This is a genomic window from Albimonas pacifica, assembly GCF_900113695.1.
GTDB classification, from domain to species: Bacteria; Pseudomonadota; Alphaproteobacteria; order Rhodobacterales; family Rhodobacteraceae; genus Albimonas; species Albimonas pacifica.
In genome coordinates this window covers 17,858-36,933 of record NZ_FOQH01000007.1, presented here as the reverse complement: position 1 = coordinate 36,933, position 19,076 = coordinate 17,858, and the positions used below count along the sequence as shown (strand labels likewise).

The 19,076-nt window shown below is 72.9% G+C and carries 19 protein-coding genes; all 19 read right to left on the bottom strand.

The annotated features are described in order from the left end of the window. Positions 1-34: 34 nt before the first annotated feature. Positions 35-946, bottom strand: coding sequence for an FAD:protein FMN transferase (locus tag BM064_RS15585; protein ID WP_092860934.1), 912 nt, complete (start codon positions 944-946; stop codon positions 35-37). Then, a complete protein-coding gene (locus tag BM064_RS15580) occupies positions 943-2,991 on the bottom strand; it encodes a 4Fe-4S binding protein (RefSeq protein WP_245779185.1) in 2,049 nt (682 codons plus the stop codon). Before BM064_RS15580 ends, BM064_RS15585 begins: the two co-directional genes overlap by 4 nt. Positions 2,992-3,110: 119 nt before the next feature. After that, positions 3,111-4,157 carry a hydrogenase expression/formation protein HypE gene (gene hypE, locus BM064_RS15575; protein WP_092860930.1) on the bottom strand — a complete coding sequence of 349 codons (1,047 nt, stop codon included), beginning with the start codon at positions 4,155-4,157 and terminating at the stop codon, positions 3,111-3,113. A gap of 10 nt (positions 4,158-4,167) precedes the next feature. Next, positions 4,168-5,304 carry a hydrogenase formation protein HypD gene (hypD, locus tag BM064_RS15570; protein ID WP_092860928.1) on the bottom strand — a complete coding sequence of 379 codons (1,137 nt, stop codon included), beginning with the start codon at positions 5,302-5,304 and terminating at the stop codon, positions 4,168-4,170. Beyond that, entirely contained in the window at positions 5,301-5,591 is a 291-nt protein-coding gene (locus BM064_RS15565) for a HypC/HybG/HupF family hydrogenase formation chaperone (protein ID WP_092860926.1), read from the bottom strand. The genes hypD and BM064_RS15565 overlap by 4 nt, the downstream gene beginning before the upstream one ends. Before the next feature lie 4 nt (positions 5,592-5,595). Beyond that, positions 5,596-7,077, bottom strand: coding sequence for a sigma-54-dependent transcriptional regulator (locus tag BM064_RS15560; RefSeq protein WP_092860924.1), 1,482 nt, complete (start codon positions 7,075-7,077; stop codon positions 5,596-5,598). A 4-nt stretch (positions 7,078-7,081) separates the two neighbouring features. After that, positions 7,082-7,981, bottom strand: coding sequence for a hydrogenase nickel incorporation protein HypB (gene hypB, locus BM064_RS15555; protein ID WP_092860922.1), 900 nt, complete (start codon positions 7,979-7,981; stop codon positions 7,082-7,084). Continuing rightward, complete coding sequence (hypA, locus tag BM064_RS15550; RefSeq protein WP_092860920.1) at positions 7,981-8,322, bottom strand: hydrogenase maturation nickel metallochaperone HypA; 342 nt, start codon at positions 8,320-8,322, stop codon at positions 7,981-7,983. Before hypA ends, hypB begins: the two co-directional genes overlap by 1 nt. Then, complete coding sequence (locus BM064_RS15545; RefSeq protein ID WP_092860918.1) at positions 8,322-9,299, bottom strand: hypothetical protein; 978 nt, start codon at positions 9,297-9,299, stop codon at positions 8,322-8,324. The genes hypA and BM064_RS15545 overlap by 1 nt, the downstream gene beginning before the upstream one ends. 4 nt (positions 9,300-9,303) lie before the next feature. After that, positions 9,304-10,092 (bottom strand): [NiFe]-hydrogenase assembly chaperone HybE, encoded by a 789-nt coding sequence (hybE, locus tag BM064_RS15540; RefSeq protein WP_092860916.1) that lies wholly within the window; start codon positions 10,090-10,092, stop codon positions 9,304-9,306. Further along, entirely contained in the window at positions 10,089-10,931 is an 843-nt protein-coding gene (locus tag BM064_RS15535) for a hydrogenase expression/formation protein (RefSeq protein ID WP_092860914.1), read from the bottom strand. Before BM064_RS15535 ends, hybE begins: the two co-directional genes overlap by 4 nt. A 13-nt stretch (positions 10,932-10,944) precedes the next feature. Beyond that, positions 10,945-11,358, bottom strand: a complete 414-nt coding sequence (locus BM064_RS15530) for a thioredoxin domain-containing protein (RefSeq protein ID WP_245779184.1) — start codon at positions 11,356-11,358, stop codon at positions 10,945-10,947. Between the two features lie 9 nt (positions 11,359-11,367). After that, a complete protein-coding gene (locus tag BM064_RS15525; RefSeq protein ID WP_092860912.1) occupies positions 11,368-11,691 on the bottom strand; it encodes a HypC/HybG/HupF family hydrogenase formation chaperone in 324 nt (107 codons plus the stop codon). Beyond that, the gene (locus BM064_RS15520) at positions 11,691-12,338 is read right to left on the bottom strand and encodes a HyaD/HybD family hydrogenase maturation endopeptidase (RefSeq protein ID WP_092860910.1); all 648 of its coding nucleotides are present in this window, start codon (positions 12,336-12,338) and stop codon (positions 11,691-11,693) included. Before BM064_RS15520 ends, BM064_RS15525 begins: the two co-directional genes overlap by 1 nt. A gap of 358 nt (positions 12,339-12,696) precedes the next feature. Further along, a complete protein-coding gene (gene cybH / locus BM064_RS15515) occupies positions 12,697-13,440 on the bottom strand; it encodes a Ni/Fe-hydrogenase, b-type cytochrome subunit (RefSeq protein ID WP_092860908.1) in 744 nt (247 codons plus the stop codon). A gap of 10 nt (positions 13,441-13,450) precedes the next feature. Then, on the bottom strand, positions 13,451-13,654 hold the full coding sequence (locus BM064_RS15510) for a hypothetical protein (RefSeq protein WP_092860906.1): 204 nt from the start codon (positions 13,652-13,654) through the stop codon (positions 13,451-13,453). A gap of 14 nt (positions 13,655-13,668) precedes the next feature. Continuing rightward, entirely contained in the window at positions 13,669-15,459 is a 1,791-nt protein-coding gene (locus BM064_RS15505; protein ID WP_092860904.1) for a nickel-dependent hydrogenase large subunit, read from the bottom strand. A gap of 3 nt (positions 15,460-15,462) precedes the next feature. Continuing rightward, positions 15,463-16,581 (bottom strand): hydrogenase small subunit, encoded by a 1,119-nt coding sequence (locus BM064_RS15500; RefSeq protein WP_092860902.1) that lies wholly within the window; start codon positions 16,579-16,581, stop codon positions 15,463-15,465. A gap of 214 nt (positions 16,582-16,795) precedes the next feature. Continuing rightward, positions 16,796-19,075: a carbamoyltransferase HypF gene (gene hypF / locus BM064_RS15495; RefSeq protein ID WP_092860900.1), complete on the bottom strand. Its 2,280-nt coding sequence runs from the start codon at positions 19,073-19,075 to the stop codon at positions 16,796-16,798. Between the last annotated feature and the right edge of the window lies 1 nt (position 19,076).

Genomic DNA, 19,076 nt, shown 5'->3' with positions numbered 1-19,076 from the left:
ATGACCGCACGGGCGGGGCCCGCGCGTCAATCGCCTAGCCGATGCGCAGCGCGCCCCCGGGCCCCGCCAGCAACAGGCGGCGCAGGCCGGGCAGGCGGTCGGGCAGGCGGCGGGCCTCCGCCTCGGTCAGGAACACGAGCGCGGTGGAGACGGCGTCGGCCAGCGCGGCGGTGGAGGCCTCGGCGCAGACGGTGGTCCAGGGCGCGGCCAGCTCCGGGACCGCGGGGTGCAGGATGTGCCCGGCGCCATTGGCGAAGCGCAGGGCGCCGGGGGAGGAGGTGGCGAGCGCCGTTCGCGCGATCCGGCGCGTCTCCAGCAGCCGCCCGTCGGGCGCGGCGATCCCCACCCGCCAGGTCCCGGCCCCGGCGCGGAGCTCTCCGGCGTCGACCAGCGCGTCGGGAAAGCCGTGGGCGGCGAGCGCCTCCGCCACCCGGTCGGCGGCCCAGCCCTGCGCCAGCCCGTTGAAGGTCAGCGCCATGCCGGGGGGCAGGCGGATCGCCTCGGGCGAGAGGGAGACTCGCTTCCACCCGGTGCGCTCCAGCGCCTGGGCGAGCGCGGCCGGCGAGGGCGCCCCGCGCGCGTGCAGCGCCCACAGCGCCTGGACCGAGGGGTCGAAGAGCCCGCCGGTCGCCCGGTGCACCCGCCCCGCCAGGGCCGCCACCGCGAGGAACGCCCCGGGCGGCGCGGTCAGCACGCCCTCCCGGTTCAGGCGCGACAGGGCGCTGTCGGGACGGTGGAGGGAGAACAGGGCCTCCGCGCGGGCCAGCTCGGCGCGGGCGGCGGCCAGCGCCGGCTCGGCGAGGCGGGCGGGGCCGCGCAGGCGGATCGCGGCCTCGGCGCCCAGCGCGTGGCCGCGCCAGGTCGTGACCTCGGGGCGCAGGGCGCCGCGCAGGGCGACGGCGCCTGCGCCGGCCGCCGCCAGGGCCAGGAACCGCCGGCGCCTCATGCGACCGGCTCCGGCCGAGGCAGGGGGCGGCGGTCGGGGCGCGGGGCGCGGCCGGCCAGCACCAGCGGCACGCACTGGCGCGGGTCGTCGTGGATCGTCACGCAGTCGAGGCACTGGAAGCACTCGGAATACGCGATCTCGCCGGTCTTCCCGATGGCCCCGTAGGGGCAGCGCACCCGGCAGAGCTGGCAGGGCGAGCCGCACTGCGCCCGCCGCGGGATCCAGTCGCGCGCCCGAAGCAGCCCGCCGATGGCCATCACCGCGCCCAGCGGGCAGACGTAGCGGCAGAAGCCCTTGAACAGCATCGTGCCCAGAAGCAGCCAGGCGGCGGCGTAGGCCACGTAGATCCACTCGCGGTCGAAGCCGGTGGTGACCGCGGTCTTGAACGGCTCGATCTCGGCATAGGTCTCCACCCGCGCGGGATCGAGGAAGACGGCCGCGACGAGGCCCGCGAGCAGCAGGTACTTCAGGGCCTTCAGTCGGCGGTCCCAGCGGGCCGAAGGCTCGATCCGCGGCAGGCGCAGGCGGCGGCCGAGGTGGTGGGCGAACTCCTGCATCGCGCCGAACGGGCAGAGCCAGCCGCAGAACAGGCCGCGGCCGAAGGCGACGAAGCCCGCGATGGCCGCGGCCCAGACCAGCAGCGAGAACGGGTCGTAGAGCAGGAAGCCGAAGTCGCCCCCCTCCCACGCCGTGCGGATCACGCCCAGCACCGTGACGATCGAGAGCTGCCCCTGCCCCCACCAGCCCACGAAGCCGACGACGACGGCGAGGATCGCCAGCCGGATCGGGGTGCAGCGCGGCGTCCCCGCCAGCCGCCGCATCCCCGGCCCCAGCGCGACGCCCAGGCCCGCGAGCCCCAGCGCCAGCGCCCCCAGGTCCGCGGCCCGGCCGCGCAGCGCCTCGGCCCAGGGGGGCAGCGCGCGGGAGGCGGCGGGGCGGATGAAGAACCGCTCGTGCGTGGCGTGCTCCACCGTCAGGGCGCGGGTCCCGAGCTGCGGCTGGAAGGAGCCGTGCGCGCGCACCGCCAGCAGCTCCAGAGTCCAGGGGCGGGAGGGGTCGAAGCCCAGCCTGCGGTCGGCGCGCAGGATCATGGCGCGGCCCTCGGGCGCGCCGGGGGCGGTCTCGACATAAAGGTCCGCGTCGCGCAGCGCCACCGGCAGACCGTCCTGGCTGGCCGAGATCAGGTCGGGCGCGGTGTTGCGCACGAAGTCCTCGGTGACGAGCCCGTGCCGCCCGGCCTCGATCAGCAGGATCGGCTCGTCGTGGGGCGAGATCTCGCGGAAGGCGTCGAGCTCGGCCAGCGTCTCGGGCGCAAGCGCCGCGCGGGCGATGGCGCGGGGGCCGAGGTCGGCGATCCACAGGTCGAGGAAGGGCGCGTCGGGGTCGGCCTCGGGCCCGTCGTCCTCCCACAGCGAGCCGGCGAAGAGCGCCTGCACCTCGCCCTCGGTCATGACGTGGCGGGAGACGACGCCGGTGCGCGCCATCTCCGCCCAGTCGAGCGGTTCGTCGTGGTCGGGATCGGGGGCCGCGGCGGGCGGCCGGGCGACGCCCTGGAGATGGTCGCGCGCGACGGCGTGCGCCGCGGCCAGCACGCTCTCGTGAGCGATCCGCACCGAGGCGGTCGCCTTGGACACCCCGTCGAGATAAACCAGCGAGGACGCCGCGTCCGGCGCCCCGTAGGGCGTGCCCACCACCAGGGTCGAGGCGATGCTCTCGCCGCGATACTGCTCGAAAAAGGCATGGAACGGCGCCTGCCCGAGGCCCGAGACGAAGATCGGCTCGTTATGCGACAGCAGCCGCACGTCGAGGAAGCGCCCCTGCGCGTCCAGCGTGACCAGCGCGTCGATGGGCGCGCCGGAGAAGCCGGGCAGGGGGGCGAGCGGCTCGGTCTGGAACACGTATCCCGCCGGCGCGCCGCCGGAATTCAGGATCGTCCAGACGCCCCGCGGGTCCACCGGCTCGCCGAGGCTGTAGGGCGGGACCACCAGTTCGGCCAGCGCCTCGCGCGGCAGGGGATCGGCCGCGGCCGGCAGGGCGGAGCCCATCAGGGCGAGACAGGCTCGGAGGGGGAGACGGGGCGGGCGCATGAGCCCAGCCTAGGGCCGGGCCGGCCCGGGACTGTATTCGACGTAGGTCGCAGGCGCGGGCATCCGCGGCGCGGGGGTCAGCAGATCCGCGGCAGCTGCTCGCCCACCAGCATGTCGACGATGCGACGGCCGCCGAAGGCGGTGCGCATCGTGACGCGGCCGGGCTCGCCCGCCTGCGCGCGGCCGATGGCGACGGCGCCGGCGCCCTCCGGCAGCGCGCGCATGGCGGCGAGCGCCGCGTCGGCCTGGTCCTCGGGGACGAAGGCGACCAGCGTGCCCTCGTTGGCGAGGTAGAGCGGGTCGAGGCCCAGGATCTCGCACATCCCCTTCACTTCCGGGCGCAGCGGGAGGGCGGTTTCGTCCAGCTCGATGCTCAGGGCCGAGGCCTCGGCGATCTCGTTGAGGGCCGAAGCGATGCCGCCGCGGGTGGCGTCGCGGGCGCAGCGCAGGCCGGGGGCGGCGGCCAGCGTCGCCTCGATCAGCCGGTCGAGGGAGGCGCAGTCGGACTGCAGGTCCGTCGAGAGCGCGAGATCCCCTCGGGCGGCGAGGATCGCGGCGCCGTGGTCGCCCAGCACGCCGTTGACGAGGGCGACGTCGCCGGGGCGCACGTTCCCGGCCGCCATCTCGCGCCCCGGCGGGATCACGCCGACGCCCGAAGTGGTGACGTAGACCCGGTCGGCCGCGCCGCGCTGCACCACCTTGGTGTCGCCGGTGACGATGCGCACGCCGGCGCGGTCGGCCTCGGCGCGCATGGTGGCGGCGATCCGGCGGAGGAGGGCGACCTCGCAGCCCTCCTCGATGATGAAGGCGGCCGAGAGCCACAGGGGGCGGGCGCCGCCCACGGCGAGGTCGTTGACCGTGCCGCAGACCGCCAGCTTGCCGATGTCGCCGCCGGGGAACTCGACCGGGGTCACCACGAAGCTGTCGGTGGTGAAGGCGAGGCGGGCGCCGGGCTCGGCGAGGGCGGCGGAGGTCAGGCGGGCCTGGTCCTCCATCCCCGGCGGCTCGAAGGCGGCGGTGAAGACCGATTCCACCAGGTCGCGCATGGCGCGGCCGCCGCCGCCGTGGGCGAGGGTGACCCGCTCGTCGCGGAGCGTGCGGGCGGGGCGCAGACCGTCCTTCATGGCGTTCCCCTCATTCTGCGGCGACGCGGGCGCCGCCGTATTGCCAGTAGGCCGCGCAGGCCCCCTCGGAGCTGACCATCAGGGCGCCGAGCGGGGTCTCCGGGCTGCAGCCGGCGCCGAAGCGCGGGCAGGCGGTGGGCTTGATGCGGCCGGTCATCACCTGGCCGCAGGCGCAGCCCTCGGGTTCGGCGACATGGCGGGGGCCGGCGGCGTAGCCGATGCCGAACTTCTCCTCGGCATCCCAGGCGGCGAAGGCCGGGCGGATGCGCAGGCCGGAGGCGTCGATCTCCCCCAGGCCCCGCCATTCGAAGCTGGGGCGGGGTTCGTAGACCTCGTCGATGGCTTTCAGCGAGATGGGGTTGCCGTGCTCGGGGACCACGCGGGCGTACTGGTTCTCGACCTCGGCGCGGCCGTAGCGGATCTGTTCGAGGACCATCAGCACGGATTGCAGCAGGTCCAGCGGCTCGAACCCCGCCACCACGATGGGCTTGCCGTAGTCGGCGGCGATGAAGTCGTAAGCGTGCACGCCGATGACCATCGAGACATGGCCCGGGCCGACGAACCCATCCAGCATCATCCAGGGGTCGTCCAGCAGCGCCTTCAGCGGCGGCGGGACGGTGATGTGGTTGCAGAAGATGGAGAAATTCGGGATCTGCTCGCGGGCCGCCTGAAGCAGGGTCAGGGCGGTGGAGGGGGTGGTGGTCTCGAACCCGAGGCCGAAGAACACCACCTCGCGGTCGGGGTTGCGCCGCGCCAGCTCCAGCGCGTCGAGGGGCGAGTAGACCATGCGCACGTCGGCGCCCCGGGCCTTGGCCTGCATCAGGGAGCCCTTCGTGCCAGGCACCCGCATGGCGTCGCCGAAGGTGGTGAAGATCACGCCGGGACGCTCGGCGATCTCGACGCATTCGTCGACGCGGGCCATGGGCAGGACGCAGACCGGGCAGCCGGGGCCGTGGATGAACTCGATCCCCTCGTGCACCAGCTTGTCGAGCCCGTAGCGGAAGATCGCGTGGGTGTGGCCGCCGCAGATCTCCATGATGCGGACCGGCTCGTCCTTCGTGGCGCCGATGGCGTCGGCGACCTCGGCGATGCGGGCGATCAGGGCGCGGGCGGCTTTCGGATCGCGGAACTCTTCCACATACCTCATGACATCCCCTCCAGGGACTTCGCGCCCTCGGCCATGGCGTCGAGCGCCTCCTGCGCCTCGCCCAGCTCGCGCAGGGCGTCGAGGGTGCGGGCGGCCTCGTCCTCGTTGATCCGGGACATGGCGAAGCCGACGTGGATCAGGACCCATTCGCCGACGAGGGCGTCGAGCGGCCCGTCCACCACGCAGGCGACCGAGACCTCGCGGCGCACGCCCGAGACGTCGGCCATGGCCATCTGGCGGGCCTCGTCGGTGATCGCGACGATGCGGCCGGGGATGCCGAGACACATGGGGTCAGTCCTCCTCTTCGGCGCCGACGGGGGCGGGCGGCGCCAGCCCGTAGCGGTCGAGCTTCGCGCGCAGGCCGACGCGGGAAAGGCCCAGCTCCGCCGCCGCCCGGCTCTTGTTCCAGCGCAGGCGGGTCAGGGTCTCGCGCAGGATGCGCATCTCCATCAGCTCGATGCGGTCCTTCAGGGCGCCCTCGGCGACCATCACCTCCGAGGCGCGGCGGTCGTCGGGGTCCTGGCCGGGCTCGGCCTGCAGGATGGGGCGGGAGATCAGCTCGGGGCCCAGCACCGGGCCTTGGGCTGCCACCAGCATCCGGGTGATCTCGTTTTCCAGCTCGCGCAGGTTGCCGGGCCAGTCGTAGCCCTCGAGGAACTCCAGCGCGGCGTCGGAAATCCCGCGAACCGGCTTGCCGTGGCGGGCGGAGAGGTCCGCCAGCAGGCTCTGCGCCAGGACCGAGACGTCGCCGGGGCGGGCGCGCAGGGGCGGGACCGCGATCTCGGCGACCGCCAGGGCGAAGTAGAGGTCGGAGCGGAAGGCGCCCTCGGCCACCATCGTCTTCAGATCGCGATGGGCGCCGCAGATCAGGCGAAGGCGGGTGGTCTGCGTCTCCATCGCGCCGACCTGGGCGAAGGCCCCTTCGGCGGCGACGCGCAGGAGGGCGATCTGCATCCGGGGACTGAGGCTGTCGACGCCGTTGAGGAACAGCGTGCCGCGGTCGGCTTTCTGGAAGAGGCCGATGCGGGTGGACTGCACGCCGGCGGCGGCGCCGCGGCGGATGCCGAAGAGCTCCGCCTCCAGCATCTCGTCCGTCATCCCGGCGCAGTTCAGCGCGAAGAACGGGCGGTCGGAGCGGAGCGAGGCGTAGTGCATCGCCCGCGCGATCTCGGCCTTGCCGACGCCGGGCTCGCCGGTCAGCAGAACGGGGATGTCGAAGCTGGCGTGGCGCCGCGCGGCGCCGATGACGGCGTTCAGGGGGGAATTCGGTGCGCGCAGGATGTGGTCGAAGCCGAGCCCCTCGCGCAGGGCCTTGCGGCGTTTTTCGAGTTTCGAGTCCGCGGCCGAGGAAAGGTATCGCATCTCCAGCGACATGCGCTCGTGATCGCGGGAGAGGCGGAACAGGTGGACGGCGTTGCGGGCCGCCATCAGCAGTTGATCCGGGTGCCAGGGCTTGGGGATGAACTGGTAGATGCCGGCCTCGTTGATCGCCGAGATCATGTCCGAGGTCTCGGTGTAGCCGGTGATGATGATGCGCACCGTCTCCGGCCAGCGCTCGCGGCATTCGGCCAGGAACTCCGCGCCCGTGCGCCCGGGCATCCGCTGGTCGCAGAAGATCGCCTGGACGTAGTTGTCCTGCATGCAGGCCATCGCCTGCTCGGCGTCCGCGGCCTCGAGGCAGTCGAACTCGTCCTCCAGCGCCATGCGCATGGCGGCGAGCGAGTGAGGCTCGTCGTCGACCAGCAGCAGGGTGGGCAGGGGCGCGGAGGTCATGGGGTCATTCCGCGGCCAGCGGCGAGGCGCGCTCGGCCTCGGCGTCGAGCCAGGCGAGCCAGGCCTCCATCCCCTCGCCGGTGCGGGCGGAGAGGCGGAGGACCTCGATGGCGGGGTTCACCCGGCGCAGGTTCGTCTCGATCAGGTCGAGGTCGACGTCGCAATGGGGGGCGAGGTCGGTCTTGTTGACGATCGCCAGCCGGGCGGCGGCGAACATGTCGGGGTATTTCAGCGGCTTGTCCTCGCCCTCGGTGACCGAGAGGATGGCGACCTTGGCGGCCTCGCCGAGGTCGAAGGCCGCCGGGCAGACGAGGTTGCCGACGTTCTCGATGAAGAGCACGCCGCCGGGGGCCAGCGGCAGCCGCTCCAGCGCGTGCTGGACCATGTGGGCGTCGAGGTGGCAGCCCTTGCCGGTGTTCACCTGCACCGCCGGCGCGCCGGTCGCGCGGATCCGGTCGGCGTCGTTGGAGGTCTGCTGGTCGCCCTCGATGACGGTCACGGAGCGGGCGGTCTCGCGGGCGGTCAGCGCTTCGATGGTTTTCACCAGCAGCGTGGTCTTGCCCGAGCCGGGCGAGGAGACGAGGTTCAGCGCCAGCACCCCCAGCGCCTTGAGCAGGCGGCGGTTGACGGCGGCGTAGCCGTCGTTCTTGGCGAGCACGTCGGTCTCGATCTCGATCAGGCGGGCCTGGGACATGCCCGCGACCTCGACCCCCGCGGAACCCTGGCCGAAATGCAGGGCGCCGCCGTCGCGGCCCGCGGCAGGGTCGGGGCGGTGCACGTGGACCTCGGTCCCGCAGCCGCAGTCGGGGCCGTGGACGTGGTCGTGCCCGTGGGGGTGGTCATGCCCGTGGGCGTGGGAATGACCTTCCAGTTTCGCGTCGCCGCAGCCGCAGACGGTGCACATCACTGCGCCTCCATGTCCTTGATCCTCAGCTCGTCCCCGCCGGTGGCGAGGACTTTCCCGCCGCCGCACTCGGGGCAGGGGGAGAGCCGGTCGTCTATCGTCACGTCCTTCATGCAGTCGTAGCACCAGCCGCGGCCGGGAATGTCGATGAATTCCAGCGCCGCGCCCTCGGCCGGCGTGCCGCGCATGACCACGTCGAAGGCGAATTCGAGCGCCGGCTTCTCGACGCCCGAGAAGCGGCCGATCTCGAGGCGCACGCGGGAGATGCGCGCGACCGAATGGCGGGTGGCCTCGCCTACGATCACTTCGCGGATGCCTTCGCAGAGGGACATTTCGTGCATCACGCGGCCTCCGGTCCGGTCGGCTCCAGCGCGACCGGCGCGCAGGGGTCGAGGATGGCGAGCAGCAGCTCCGCCCTGGTCTCGGCATCCGGTCCGAGGGTGGCGAGGCTGCGCTCCAGCACGCCGCCGGGGGCGGTCAGGTGGTCGGTGGGGGTCACGCGCTCGAAGGCGGCGACGCGGCCGTCCTCGACGCGCGCCCTTACGGCATACAGGCCCCGGGCGGCCTCGACCAGCGCGGAACCTCCATGGGGTCGGACGTGGGGCAGGCGCCCGGATCCCGGGCCGGGCTCCCGCCCACCCACCCCGCCCGGCCCGGGATCCGGGCGCCCCTCCGGCGGCGGCGCAGGGCGGCCGGCGGGGAGGTCGAGCTCGGCGGCCAGGTCGACCAGGCGGGCGGCGGCGCGCCACAGGGGGCCGCGGCCGTGGCGGAATTCGACGGCCTGCAAGGCGGGGTCGGCGGCGCGGCGGGCGGCGACGGAGTTCTCGACGCGGGCCTCGCGTTGGAAGGCGGAGGACGGGCAGACCAGCGGCAGGTGCACGGCGGCTTCGCCCGCGGCGAAGCGGGCGGCGAGGGCCGCGAAGACCGGGGCGACGCCGCGCGGAGAGGCGAGGAAGTCGAGCATCTCTGCCTCCGTCGCGGGGGGCGGGCCGCCGAACAGGGCCTGGCGGGTCAGCGGGCCGCCCTCCAGCCGGTCGGCGGGGAGGGGGCAGGGCGGGAGGCCGAGGCGGGCGGGCCACAGGACCAGCAGGCGGGCGAGGTGGTCGCGGCGGATCTCGGCGCGCCGCGTCGCCTCGTCCTCGGGGCGCGCGGGCAGGCCGAAGGCTGCGCGGGCGGCGCAGGCCTGGGCGCCGCCGCAAAGGGCGATGACGTCGGCCAGCACGCGCGCCGCCTCCTCCGGCGCGCGGCCGAGCAGCAGGGGTTCGACCGGCAGCAGCCGGGTGGGGCGGGCGCGGAGCTGGGGACGCGCGGCCAGCATGGTCTCAACCCAGGCCGCCGGTGATCAGGCCGCGGCGAGAGGGGGCGGCGAGGTCCTCGGCGCGGGCATCGGCCTCGGCTTCGGCCTGGGCGGCGGCCTCGGCTTCCGCCTCGCGGGTGGCGCGGATGTCGGCGGCGCGGTCGGTCTCGGCCCGGTTGGCGGGGTCGTGGATCGCCAGCAGGACGGCGCGGGCCACCTCGCGGGCCTGGTCCTGGGTGGAGAAATCGCCCATCGGCGAGAACAGCGAGCAGGCGCGGTAGGGACCGGTCTGGGGGCGGGCGTTGCGGGTGAACTCGTAGTCGCCGGAGGCGAAGGCGCGGTCCTCCTTCTCGCCGGGTTTGAAGGCGGACCAGTCCTCGTCGCGGCCCGGCAGCTCGATGAGGTTCATGAACCAGGGCGAGATCAGCACGCCCAGCGGGCGGCCGTCGTGGAGGGCGAAGCCGATCGCCTCGATATGCAGGGCGGCGTTGACCAGCGGCACGTCGCGCATGCGGGAGTGCCAGATCTCGCGGAAGTCCGCCTCCAGGTCGGCGGCGCGGGCGTCGAGCCAGGCGCGGGTGGCGGCCTCCTCCGAGCCCGGATCGGACTGCACCAGGAACTGCGCCTTGGGGGCGGAGCAGTTGGGACAGACCCAGTCCTCGGGCAGGGCGAGGAAGGAGGTCCCGGGGTCGATCATCCGGGTCTCGTCGCCGTCGGCGGGGTCGTAGGGGGTCCAGCAGACCTTGCATTCCATGATCGCGCGGGCGGAGATCTTGTCCGCCGCGCCGAGATACGAGCCTTCGAAACCGGTCATCGCAGGGTCTCCAGCACGTCGAGGATGCGCTCGGCGGAGTCGGCCAGGTCCTCGGGGGCGGCCAGCGCCGCCTCGGGGGTCACGGTGGCCTCGAACGTGTCGAGGATCAGCGTGTCCATGGCGTTGAAAAAGCGCACCCGCCAGATGTTGGGGAGCGCCGTCGCCTCGATGCGGCAGGCGCCGTAGCCGCGGGACAGGATCGTGGTCGCGCCCTCGCCGACCGCCTCGGCGAGGAAGGCGAGGTCGCCCTCGGTGTGGGGCAGGAGCGAGAGGTTGATGACCTGAGGCAGGTCGCCGGGCGCGCGGGGGCGGGCGGAGAGGTCCTGCAATTCCGTCAGCATCGAGGGAGCGTTGGCCAGGTCCGCGGGCTTCGCAGCCTTCAGCCCCAGCGCAGGGCGCACGGGCTGGGCGGCGCGGGAGACGGCGAGGGCGGGGATCGGGGCCACCTCGATCGCGTCGACCCCGACGCCCTTCAGGGCCCAGACGCCGGCGAAGACGCTCTCCTGCACCGCCACGGCCGGGACGCCGCGGATGCGGATCGAGACCTCGCCCTCGCCCAGCACGTCCACCACGAAGGCGCGATCGGCGGGGGGGAGGGGGGAGAGGTCGAACTGCTCGCCTGCGCCGCCCCTGGCCACCCGCCCGCAGGCCTCGGCGACGGCGCGCATCAGGGCGGCGCCCTGGGGGACGCGGGCGAGGTCGTCGATCTCGGGCGTGTGCTGGGAATAGGTGCGCATGCCCTGGGGCATGGACATGTAGTCGAGCTCGTCGTCGGCCTGCAGGGGCTGCGAGCCGGGGCCGAAACCCGTCGGGGGCAGAGTGAAGATGCTGTTGGACATCAGGTTTCCCCGTTCAGAGCGCCGTCGCGGCGGCCAGCAGGCGCGGGATCGCGGCCATGTAGTCGGACCAGTCGCGGACCCGAGGCAGGCAGCCCACCACCGCCCCGTCCCGCCAGAAGGCGAGGTTGGGGGTCTTGTGGACCTCGACCGCGAGCTTCGCGGCGGCCTCGGCGGCGGGGCCGGCGACGGCGCAGTCGAAGGCGCCCTGGAAGGCCTGGGCGAGCTCGGGGAGGATCACGGCCACATCCGGCGTCTCGGGGTTCGGCCGGTCGGCGCCGGGCAGGAACACGCAATGGGCGCCGGGGCGGGCGGCGAAGGCGGCCAGCGCGGCCTCGTCGGCCAGCAGGGGCCAGCGCAGGTCGGAGATCAGGCGCGCGACCAGCGGATGCCCGATGCCGGCGGGGATCACGGGGGCGGCGAGGGTCATGTGGCGTCCTCAGGCGATGTCGCGGCCGGCCGCGGCGGCAGCGGCGAGATGGGGGGGAAGCGAGGGGCCGGAGGCCTCGAGGTCCGCGAAGGCGTCGCCCAGCCCCCCGCCCAGCATGGCGGAGCGGAGGGCGGCGAGCGCGGCGGAGGTCCGCGCGGCCTGCTCGGCCGAGATCGCCCCGCGCGCGGCGCCGAGGAAGGTCAGCGCCCACTCGCCCGGCTCGATGGGGCCGGTGAGGGCGAGGTCGAGGGTCTCCTCGCGGCCCTCGGCGTCGACGGCGCGGGCGACGAGGCCCTCGCGCGACAGGATCCGCATGGGCACGCCGACGCACATCAGGCGGTCGCCTTCAGAGCTGGGTGCGGCGCCTGGGAAGGCAGGAAGCGCTCGTCCCCAATCCGGCAGGCGGCCTCGGCCGAGGGGCGGCCGCCCTCGTAGGCGTCCATGCGCAGGGCGGGGGCGGCGAGGGCGTCGGCGCGGGCCTTTTCGGGCATGGCCTCCGCGCGCGGGTCGTGGCCGAGCTGGCGCAGCCAGGCCAGCGCCACGTCCAGCGCAGCGGGGATCTGGGCGGCGACGGGGGCGCGCAGGCCGCCGCCGTAGTCCTCCAGCTCCTCGGGCTGGCAGCCGATCAGGACAACCGTCTCGGGATGGCGGCCGGTCAGCTGGGCGGCGGCGAGCACCTCCTGGAAGCCGGTCTGGTGGAGGGACATCTTCTTGGCGCCCATGAAGGCGGGGACCTCGTCGCCCTCGACCACCTTCAGGGTTCCGGGCGCGAGCCCGTAGTCCACGGCGTCGAAGACGATCAGCGCCTGCGCGTCCTGGACGTGGTGGAGCAGGTAGAGGCCCTGGGTGCCGCCGTCGAGCAGCTGAACCTCGGGCCCGAAGGACCACAGCCCGGCCAGGCGCTCGACGCAGCGCACGCCGAAACCCTCGTCGGCCCAGAGCACGTTGCCGATGCCCAGAACCAGCGTTCGCGGCGCCATTCGCTCTTCCTCCCTCGGCTGCCGGGGCTCCCGCTCCCCGATCTGGCTGGAAGGAAAGATACCGATGGAGGGGACGGTCGTCCGCCGAATGTCCGTTCCGGAAGGGTTTCGATGAAACGGGATTACCGGACTGAAAAATATGGTGAAAACGGCTGAGAGGGCGAGGGTGGCATGTGCGGATTCTTTCCGGTTCGGCGATGAGTTGGAAAGTTGATGTCCATCGCCGTCCCCGCGCGTGGATCGGCGAATCGCGCGGTCCGCAAGGGAACCTGCCGCTTCCCCGTCGGAGCGGAAAGCGAACGCGGGGCCCGGATCGCTCCGGGCCCCGCGGGGCCGTTTCGACGCCGAAAGGGAAAGGTCAGTCGGGACGGTCGTCCTTGAAGGTCCGGTGGCCCGAAATCATCGTCGAGACGATGGACTGCCGGCTCATGATGTCCTCGCGGATCGCCACGTAGATGTGGACGATCATGAAGATCACGATCCACCACATGCCCAGGTGGTGGACGGTGTGCACCACGTGGGAGTTCCCGCCCGCCAGGTCGAACACCCAGCCGAACATCGCGTAGAGGATCGAGCCGTGTCCCAGCCCCTCGGAATAGAGGGCGAGGCCGGTGACGATCATGAAGCTGACGCCCAGCGTGATGAAGAAGAACATCGCGAGCTGGGCCAGCGGGTTGTGGCCCACGTATTTCTTCGGCTCGCGGGCGAGGAACAGATACCAGCGGATCTCGAAGACGACCTCGCGCCACCAGCGGCCGCTCCAGACCGGCACGTAGAACAGCTGCCGGGCATGGTGGTTGCCGAAGATCGCCCAGTAGATCCGGCCCAGGAAGCCCACCGTCAGCACCAGGCCGGCGGCGAAATGGGCGAAGCGGATGTAGCCGAAGACGAACTGGTGCGTCGCCTCGGCGATCTGCATCGACGGCGGGGGCGAGCCGATGAAATAGCCCGTCAGGCACAGCGTCAGGATCGCCGCGGCGTTGATCCAGTGCCAGATCCGCACCGGCGCCTCGTAGACGTAGACGCTGGTCTGGACCGAGGCGGCGTGCGCCTCGGTCTCGCTCAGGTCGTGAAGGCCGTGGGCCGAGACGTGGTCCTGCATGGTCCCGCCCTCATCCCCGACGCGCCAGCAGCGCCGCCGCGCCGACGAGCGCCGCGGCCAGCGCCAGCCAGAGCAGCGCCTCGGGGCCGTGGAAGTGGTCCCAGGCGGCGTCGTGGCCGGGGTGGGCGACGGCGGACGCGGGGAACAGCCCCCCCGCCGTCGCCCCGGCGACGGCCGCACCCCAGACGGCGGCCGTGGTCCTGGTGATCTTCATCCGGGCATCCTCCCTCAGCGCACCTTGACGGTGGTCAGTTCCTGGCCCTCGGGGCTCATCACATGGGTCGAGCAGGCGAGGCAGGGGTCGAAGCTGTGCAGGGTGCGCAGGATCTCGACCGGCTCCTCGGGCCGTTCCATCTTCGTGTTCATCAGGCTGGCCTCGAAGGCGCCGATGTTGCCCTGGGCGTCCCGCGGAGAGCCGTTCCAGGTGGTGGGGACCACGCACTGGTAGTTCTCGATCCGCCCGTCCTTCACCTTGATCCAGTGGCCCAGCGCGCCGCGCGGCGCCTCGGTCATGCCCACGCCCCTGGCCTCCTTCGGCCAGGTCGAGGGATCCCACTTGGCGATGTTCGCGGTGCTCTCGTCGCCGTTCCTGATGTTGGCGATCAGCTTCTGCAGGAAGTGCTTCTGCAGCCGGCCGCAGTATTCCGACTCCAGCGCGCGGGCCGCGGTGCGGCCGAGCGTGGAGAAGATCGCCTCGAACGGCAGGTCGAGCGCGCGCAGCAGCCCGTCGACCTGGCCCTTGATGTCCTCGTGCCCCTGGGCGTAGCCGACGACGTAGCGGGCGAGCGGGCCCACCTCCATCGCGTGACCCCGCCAGCGGGGGGCCTTGATCCAGGAATACTTGGCGGCCTCGTCGATCTCCTCGATCGAGGTGCGCGTGCCCTTGGCGTTCGGCCCCAGCTCGTATTTCGGGGAGGTCTCGCCGTCCCAGGGATGCAGGCCGCGGCCCGTCTCGGCGTATTCGTACCAGGAGTGGTCGACGAACTCCTGCACCTGCTCGGGGTCGCGGACGTCGACGTCATGGACCTCGTTGAGGTTCCCGTTGATGATCGCGCCCCGCGGAAGGTGCAGCTGGCCGGGGGAAAAATCGTTGGCGTGCTCGGGGATGTCCCCGTAGGCCATCACCGCCTGGCCCGAGAGCCCGCCGCCATAGAGCCAGGTCTTGTAGAACGAGCCGATGGCGATGACGTCCGGGATGTAGACGTTCTGCACGAAGTCGTAGGTCTGGTCGATGATCGACCCGACATGGTTCAGCTGGGTCATGTTGATCGCGCCGACCGCACCCGTCGAGTGGACGTTGATCGGGCAGGGCACGCCGCCCACCAGCCAGTTCGGGTGCGGGTTCTTGCCCCCGAAGATCGTGTGGATCTTCACGATCTCCTTCTGGAGGTCCAGCGCCTCGAGGTAGTGGGTCGTCGCCATCAGGTCCGCCTCGGGCGGCAGACGGTAGGCGGGGTTCGACCAGTAGCCGTTGGCGAAGATGCCCAGCTGGCCGGAGTCCACGAACTTCTTCAGGCGGTTCTGCACGTCCCGGAAATAGCCGGGCGAGGACATCGGGTGGTTCGGCCCGACCCTCTGCTGCAGCTCGGAGGTCGCCTTGGGGTCGGCCTTCAGCGCGTTGACCGGGTTCACCCAGTCCAGCGCGTGCAGGTGGTAGAAGTGGACGACGTGGTCGTGGATCTCCAGCGCCAGCTGCATCAGGTTGCGGATCGAGTTGGCGTTGTCGGGGATCGTGATCCCCAGCGCATCCTCGACCGCCCTCACGCTCGTCAGCGCGTGGGTGCCGGTGCACACGCCGCAGATCCGCTCGGTGAAGGCCCAGGCGTCGCGGGGGTCGCGGCCCTTGAGGATCACCTCCAGTCCCCGCCACATGGTGCCGGTGGAGACGGCGTTGCGGATCACGCCCTGGTCGTCGACGTTCACCTCGCAGCGCATGTGGCCCTCGATCCGGGTCACGGGGTCCACGACGATGCGGCGGCCGGAGGCGTCGAGGTCGAAGCCGTTGGGGGTCATGTTCATGGCTTACGCGTCCTCCCGCACGGGCTGGGTGGGCCCAGATGCACTAGGCTTCGTCTGGCTTTTCTTCTGGGCGGCCTTGAGGGCGGAGACGGCGGCATGGACCGCGACGCTCGCGCCCACCACGCCGGCGGCGGCCATCCCCACCTGGTCGGCGTTCGATTCCACCCCGAACTGGGTCAGGTCCGTCACCCGGTCATAGAACGAGCCCTGGTCCCAGAACCCGTCCTCCGAGCAGCCGATGCAGCCGTGGCCGGCCTGGATCGGGAAGCTCAGCCCCTCGTTCCAGCGCACGGTCGAGCAGGCGTTGTAGGTGGTCGGGCCCTTGCAGCCCATCTTGTAGAGGCAGTAGCCCTTGCGCGCGTTCTCGTCGTCCCAGGCCTCGACGAACTGGCCGGCGTCGAAATGGGGGCGGCGGTAGCATTTGTCGTGGATGCGCTGGCCGTAGAACATCGCGGGCCGCCCCTGGCGGTCGAGCTCGGGCAGCCGGTCGAAGGTCAGCATGTAGGTGATCACGCCGGTCATCACCTCGGCGATGGGCGGGCAGCCGGGGACCTTGATGATCGGCTTGTCGGTGATGACCTTGTGCACCGGCGTCGCCTGGGTGGGGTTGGGCTTCGCCGCCTGCACGCAGCCGTAGGAGGCGCAGGCCCCCCAGGAGATGATCGCCTTGGCGTCCTTCGCGGCATGCCTCAGCTGCTCGACGAAGGGCTTGCCGCCGACGATGCAGAACATCCCGTCCTCGTTCAGCGGCGGGTTGCCCTCCACGGCAAGGATGTACTCGCCCTTGTATTTCTGGATGGTCTCTTCCAGCGCCGCCTCGGCGTGGTGGCCGGCGGCGGCCATCAGCGTGTGGGAGTAGTCCAGCGAGATCATCGACAGGACCACGTCTTTCGCCAGCGGATGCGCGCCGCGGATGAACGACTCCGAGCAGCAGGTGCACTCCAGCCCGTTCACCCAGATCACCGGGGTGCGGGGCTTGGTCTCCATCGCGTGGGCGATCCTGGGCACGAAGGCCGGCCCGAGGCCGAGCGCCGAGGCGGTCAGCGAGCAGTACTTGATGAAGCTGCGCCGGGTGATCCCCTGCTTGCGCATGACCTCGTAGAAGGTCTCGATCGGTTCCAAGACGCCCTCCCTGGCTGACTCCCGCGCTGGCCGCGGTTTCGCATGCCGTGGAATGCAGCGGCGGAAGGGGGCGGTTCAACGCGATGCGCGCCGCTTTGTGCGATGGCGTCGGAGGGGCGGTTTTCTTATTGAGATCAGGGGGATGGCTGCGGGTCGGCGGGTGGCGGCGGCGGCGGGCCCGGTCACGGCGCGACCGGCCGGCTGCGGCGGGTGGTCAGCCGCTTTCCGCTCCGCCGCCCAACGCCCGCGCCGCCGCGACCAGCGCCTGCCCGAAAGCGAGTCCCCCGTCGTTGGCCGGCACGGCGCGATGGACCATCAGCGGGAGCCCCTCCAGCGCCGCCGCCGTCAGCTCCAGCAGCAGGGCGTTCTGGAAGCAGCCGCCGGTCAGCGCCACGGCGCAGGCGCGGCCGCTTTCCACCAGCGCGCGGGCGGGCGTCGCGAAGGCCCTCGCCAAGCCGGCATGGAAGCGCATCGCCATGGCGGCCGGCGAGGCGCCGGTTTCCCGGTCCCCCAGCCAGGCCTCGAACATCGGCGCGGGGTCGATCTGGTCGTCAATCCGGCCGAACGGGTAGGGGCGGGCGGCCTCGGCGGGGGCGCGGAGCGCCAGCGCCTCGAGCCGCATCGCCGCCTCCCCCTCGTAGGATTGCGCCCCTTCGACAAGCTCCAGCGCCGAGGCGAAGGCGTCGAAGAGCCGGCCGGCGGAGGAGGAGAGCGGCGCGTTCACGCCCCTCGCAGCCGCCTGGCGCAGCAGCGCGAGGGGGTGGGCGGAGAGCATCTCGTCCGCCGCCCCCTCCATCCCCGCCTGGTCGAGCCGCACCAGCAGGTTGCGCCACGGCTCCCGCTGCGCGCCGTCGCCGCCGGGCAGGGGGGCGGGTCGCAGGTGGGCTGCGCGCTCGAAGCCCCGGTAATCGCCCAGCAGCAGTTCCCCGCCCCAGACCGTGCCGTCATCGCCCAGCCCCAGGCCGTCGAGGACGATGCCGGCCACCGGCGCGCCCTCCAGCGGGTGCGCGTTCTCGCCCAGGCAGGCGGCGAGGTGGGCGTGGTGGTGCTGGATGGGGAGCAGGGGGAGCGCCGCCGCCTCCGCCCGCGCCGCGGCGTGGCGCGAGGCGCGGAAGTCCGGGTGCAGGTCGCAGCCGATGGCGGCGGGGCGGTGGTCGAAGAGCGCCGCCATGTCGGCGTCGGCCCTGCGGAACTCATCCCAGGTCAGCGCGTCGTCGAGGTCGCCGAGATGGTGGCTCAGCAGCGCCTGGCCGTTCTTGGTCAGGCAGATCGCGGACTTCAGCTGGCCGCCGCAGGCGAGGACCTGGGGCGTCCCCTCGAACCCCGGCGGCAGCGGCAGCGTGCCGGGCGCCCGGCCGCGGGCGCGGCGCAGGGTCATGGGGCCGAGCGCCGTCATCCGCTCCACCCCGTCGTCGAGGCGGCGCGCGATCTCGCGGTCATGCAGCAGGAAGGCGTCGGCGATGGCGCCCAGCGTCTCGCGCGCCTCGGCGTCGCCGATCGCCTGCGGCTCGCCCGAGAGATTGCCGGAGGTCATCACCAGCGGGCCCCCGAAGGCGTCCAGCAGCAGGTGGTGCAGCGGCGTCGCGGGCAGCATCCAGCCGAGGCTCGACATGCCGGGCGCGACCGCCGCCGGCAGGGGGGCGAGGCCGTCGCCCAGGGTCGAGAGCAGGACCACGGGCGCGGCCGGGTCCATCAGCAGCTCCGCCTCGGCCTCGGAGACATGCGCGTGGCGGCGGATGGTCTCCAGCGGGCCCATCAGGGCGAAGGGTTTTGCAGGGCGGCGTTTGCGCTCCCGCAGGGTGCGGAGGGCGGCCGGGTTGGCGGCGTCGCAGGCCAGGTGGAAGCCTCCCAACGCCTTGATGGCGACGATGCGGCCCTCGCGAAGAAGGCGGGCGGTTTCGGCGATGGGGTCGCCGGGGAGAGGGCGGCCCTCGACCTCCAGCGTCAGGCGGGGGCCGCAGTCGGGGCAGGCGATGGGTTGGGCGTGGAAGCGGCGGTCGGCGGGGTCTTCGTATTCGGCCCGGCAGGCGGGGCACATCGGGAAGGCCGCCATGGTGGTCTTCGCGCGATCGTAGGGCAGCGCGCGCAGGATCGTGAAGCGCGGGCCGCAGTGGGTGCAGTTGGCGAAGGCGTAGCCCTGCCGGCGTCCGGGGGAGCGGATTTCCGCAAGGCACGCCGGGCAGGTTGCGGCGTCGGGGGCGACGCGGGTCTCGGCCCCGGCGCCGCGGCTGGGGGCGATGCGGAAGCCCTCGGGAGGGGCGGCGAAGCCGTGCGGGGCGCTTTCGATGGCGTCGACGCGGGCGAGCGGCGGGGCCTCGGCGCGCAGGGCGGCCTCGAAGGCGTCGAGGGCGGGGCCGGCGGCGAGGATCAGCACGCCCTCGGGGTCGTTGAGCACCTCGCCGGAGACGCCGTGCCGGCGGGCGAGCTGCCAGACGAACGGGCGGAAGCCGACGCCCTGCACCTGGCCGCGGACGCGGATGCGGCGGCTCTCCACC

Excerpts from the sequence above, each read along its gene's own strand:
- BM064_RS15560 (WP_092860924.1), bottom strand. The coding sequence starts at position 7,077 with ATGACCTCCGCGCCCCTGCCCACCCTGCTGCTGGTCGACGACGAGCCT.
- hypD (WP_092860928.1), bottom strand. The coding sequence starts at position 5,304 with ATGAGGTATGTGGAAGAGTTCCGCGATCCGAAAGCCGCCCGCGCCCTG.
- BM064_RS15585 (WP_092860934.1), bottom strand. The coding sequence starts at position 946 with ATGAGGCGCCGGCGGTTCCTGGCCCTGGCGGCGGCCGGCGCAGGCGCC.
- hypE (WP_092860930.1), bottom strand. The coding sequence starts at position 4,157 with ATGAAGGACGGTCTGCGCCCCGCCCGCACGCTCCGCGACGAGCGGGTC.
- BM064_RS15525 (WP_092860912.1), bottom strand. The coding sequence starts at position 11,691 with ATGTGCGTCGGCGTGCCCATGCGGATCCTGTCGCGCGAGGGCCTCGTC.
- BM064_RS15520 (WP_092860910.1), bottom strand. The coding sequence starts at position 12,338 with ATGGCGCCGCGAACGCTGGTTCTGGGCATCGGCAACGTGCTCTGGGCC.
- hybE (WP_092860916.1), bottom strand. The coding sequence starts at position 10,092 with ATGACCGGTTTCGAAGGCTCGTATCTCGGCGCGGCGGACAAGATCTCC.
- hypA (WP_092860920.1), bottom strand. The coding sequence starts at position 8,322 with ATGCACGAAATGTCCCTCTGCGAAGGCATCCGCGAAGTGATCGTAGGC.
- BM064_RS15505 (WP_092860904.1), bottom strand. The coding sequence starts at position 15,459 with ATGAACATGACCCCCAACGGCTTCGACCTCGACGCCTCCGGCCGCCGC.
- hypB (WP_092860922.1), bottom strand. The coding sequence starts at position 7,981 with ATGTGCACCGTCTGCGGCTGCGGCGACGCGAAACTGGAAGGTCATTCC.
- BM064_RS15545 (WP_092860918.1), bottom strand. The coding sequence starts at position 9,299 with ATGCTGGCCGCGCGTCCCCAGCTCCGCGCCCGCCCCACCCGGCTGCTG.
- BM064_RS15510 (WP_092860906.1), bottom strand. The coding sequence starts at position 13,654 with ATGAAGATCACCAGGACCACGGCCGCCGTCTGGGGTGCGGCCGTCGCC.
- BM064_RS15565 (WP_092860926.1), bottom strand. The coding sequence starts at position 5,591 with ATGTGTCTCGGCATCCCCGGCCGCATCGTCGCGATCACCGACGAGGCC.
- BM064_RS15530 (WP_245779184.1), bottom strand. The coding sequence starts at position 11,358 with ATGACCCTCGCCGCCCCCGTGATCCCCGCCGGCATCGGGCATCCGCTG.
- cybH (WP_092860908.1), bottom strand. The coding sequence starts at position 13,440 with ATGCAGGACCACGTCTCGGCCCACGGCCTTCACGACCTGAGCGAGACC.
- BM064_RS15535 (WP_092860914.1), bottom strand. The coding sequence starts at position 10,931 with ATGTCCAACAGCATCTTCACTCTGCCCCCGACGGGTTTCGGCCCCGGC.
- BM064_RS15580 (WP_245779185.1), bottom strand. The coding sequence starts at position 2,991 with ATGGGCTCCGCCCTGCCGGCCGCGGCCGATCCCCTGCCGCGCGAGGCG.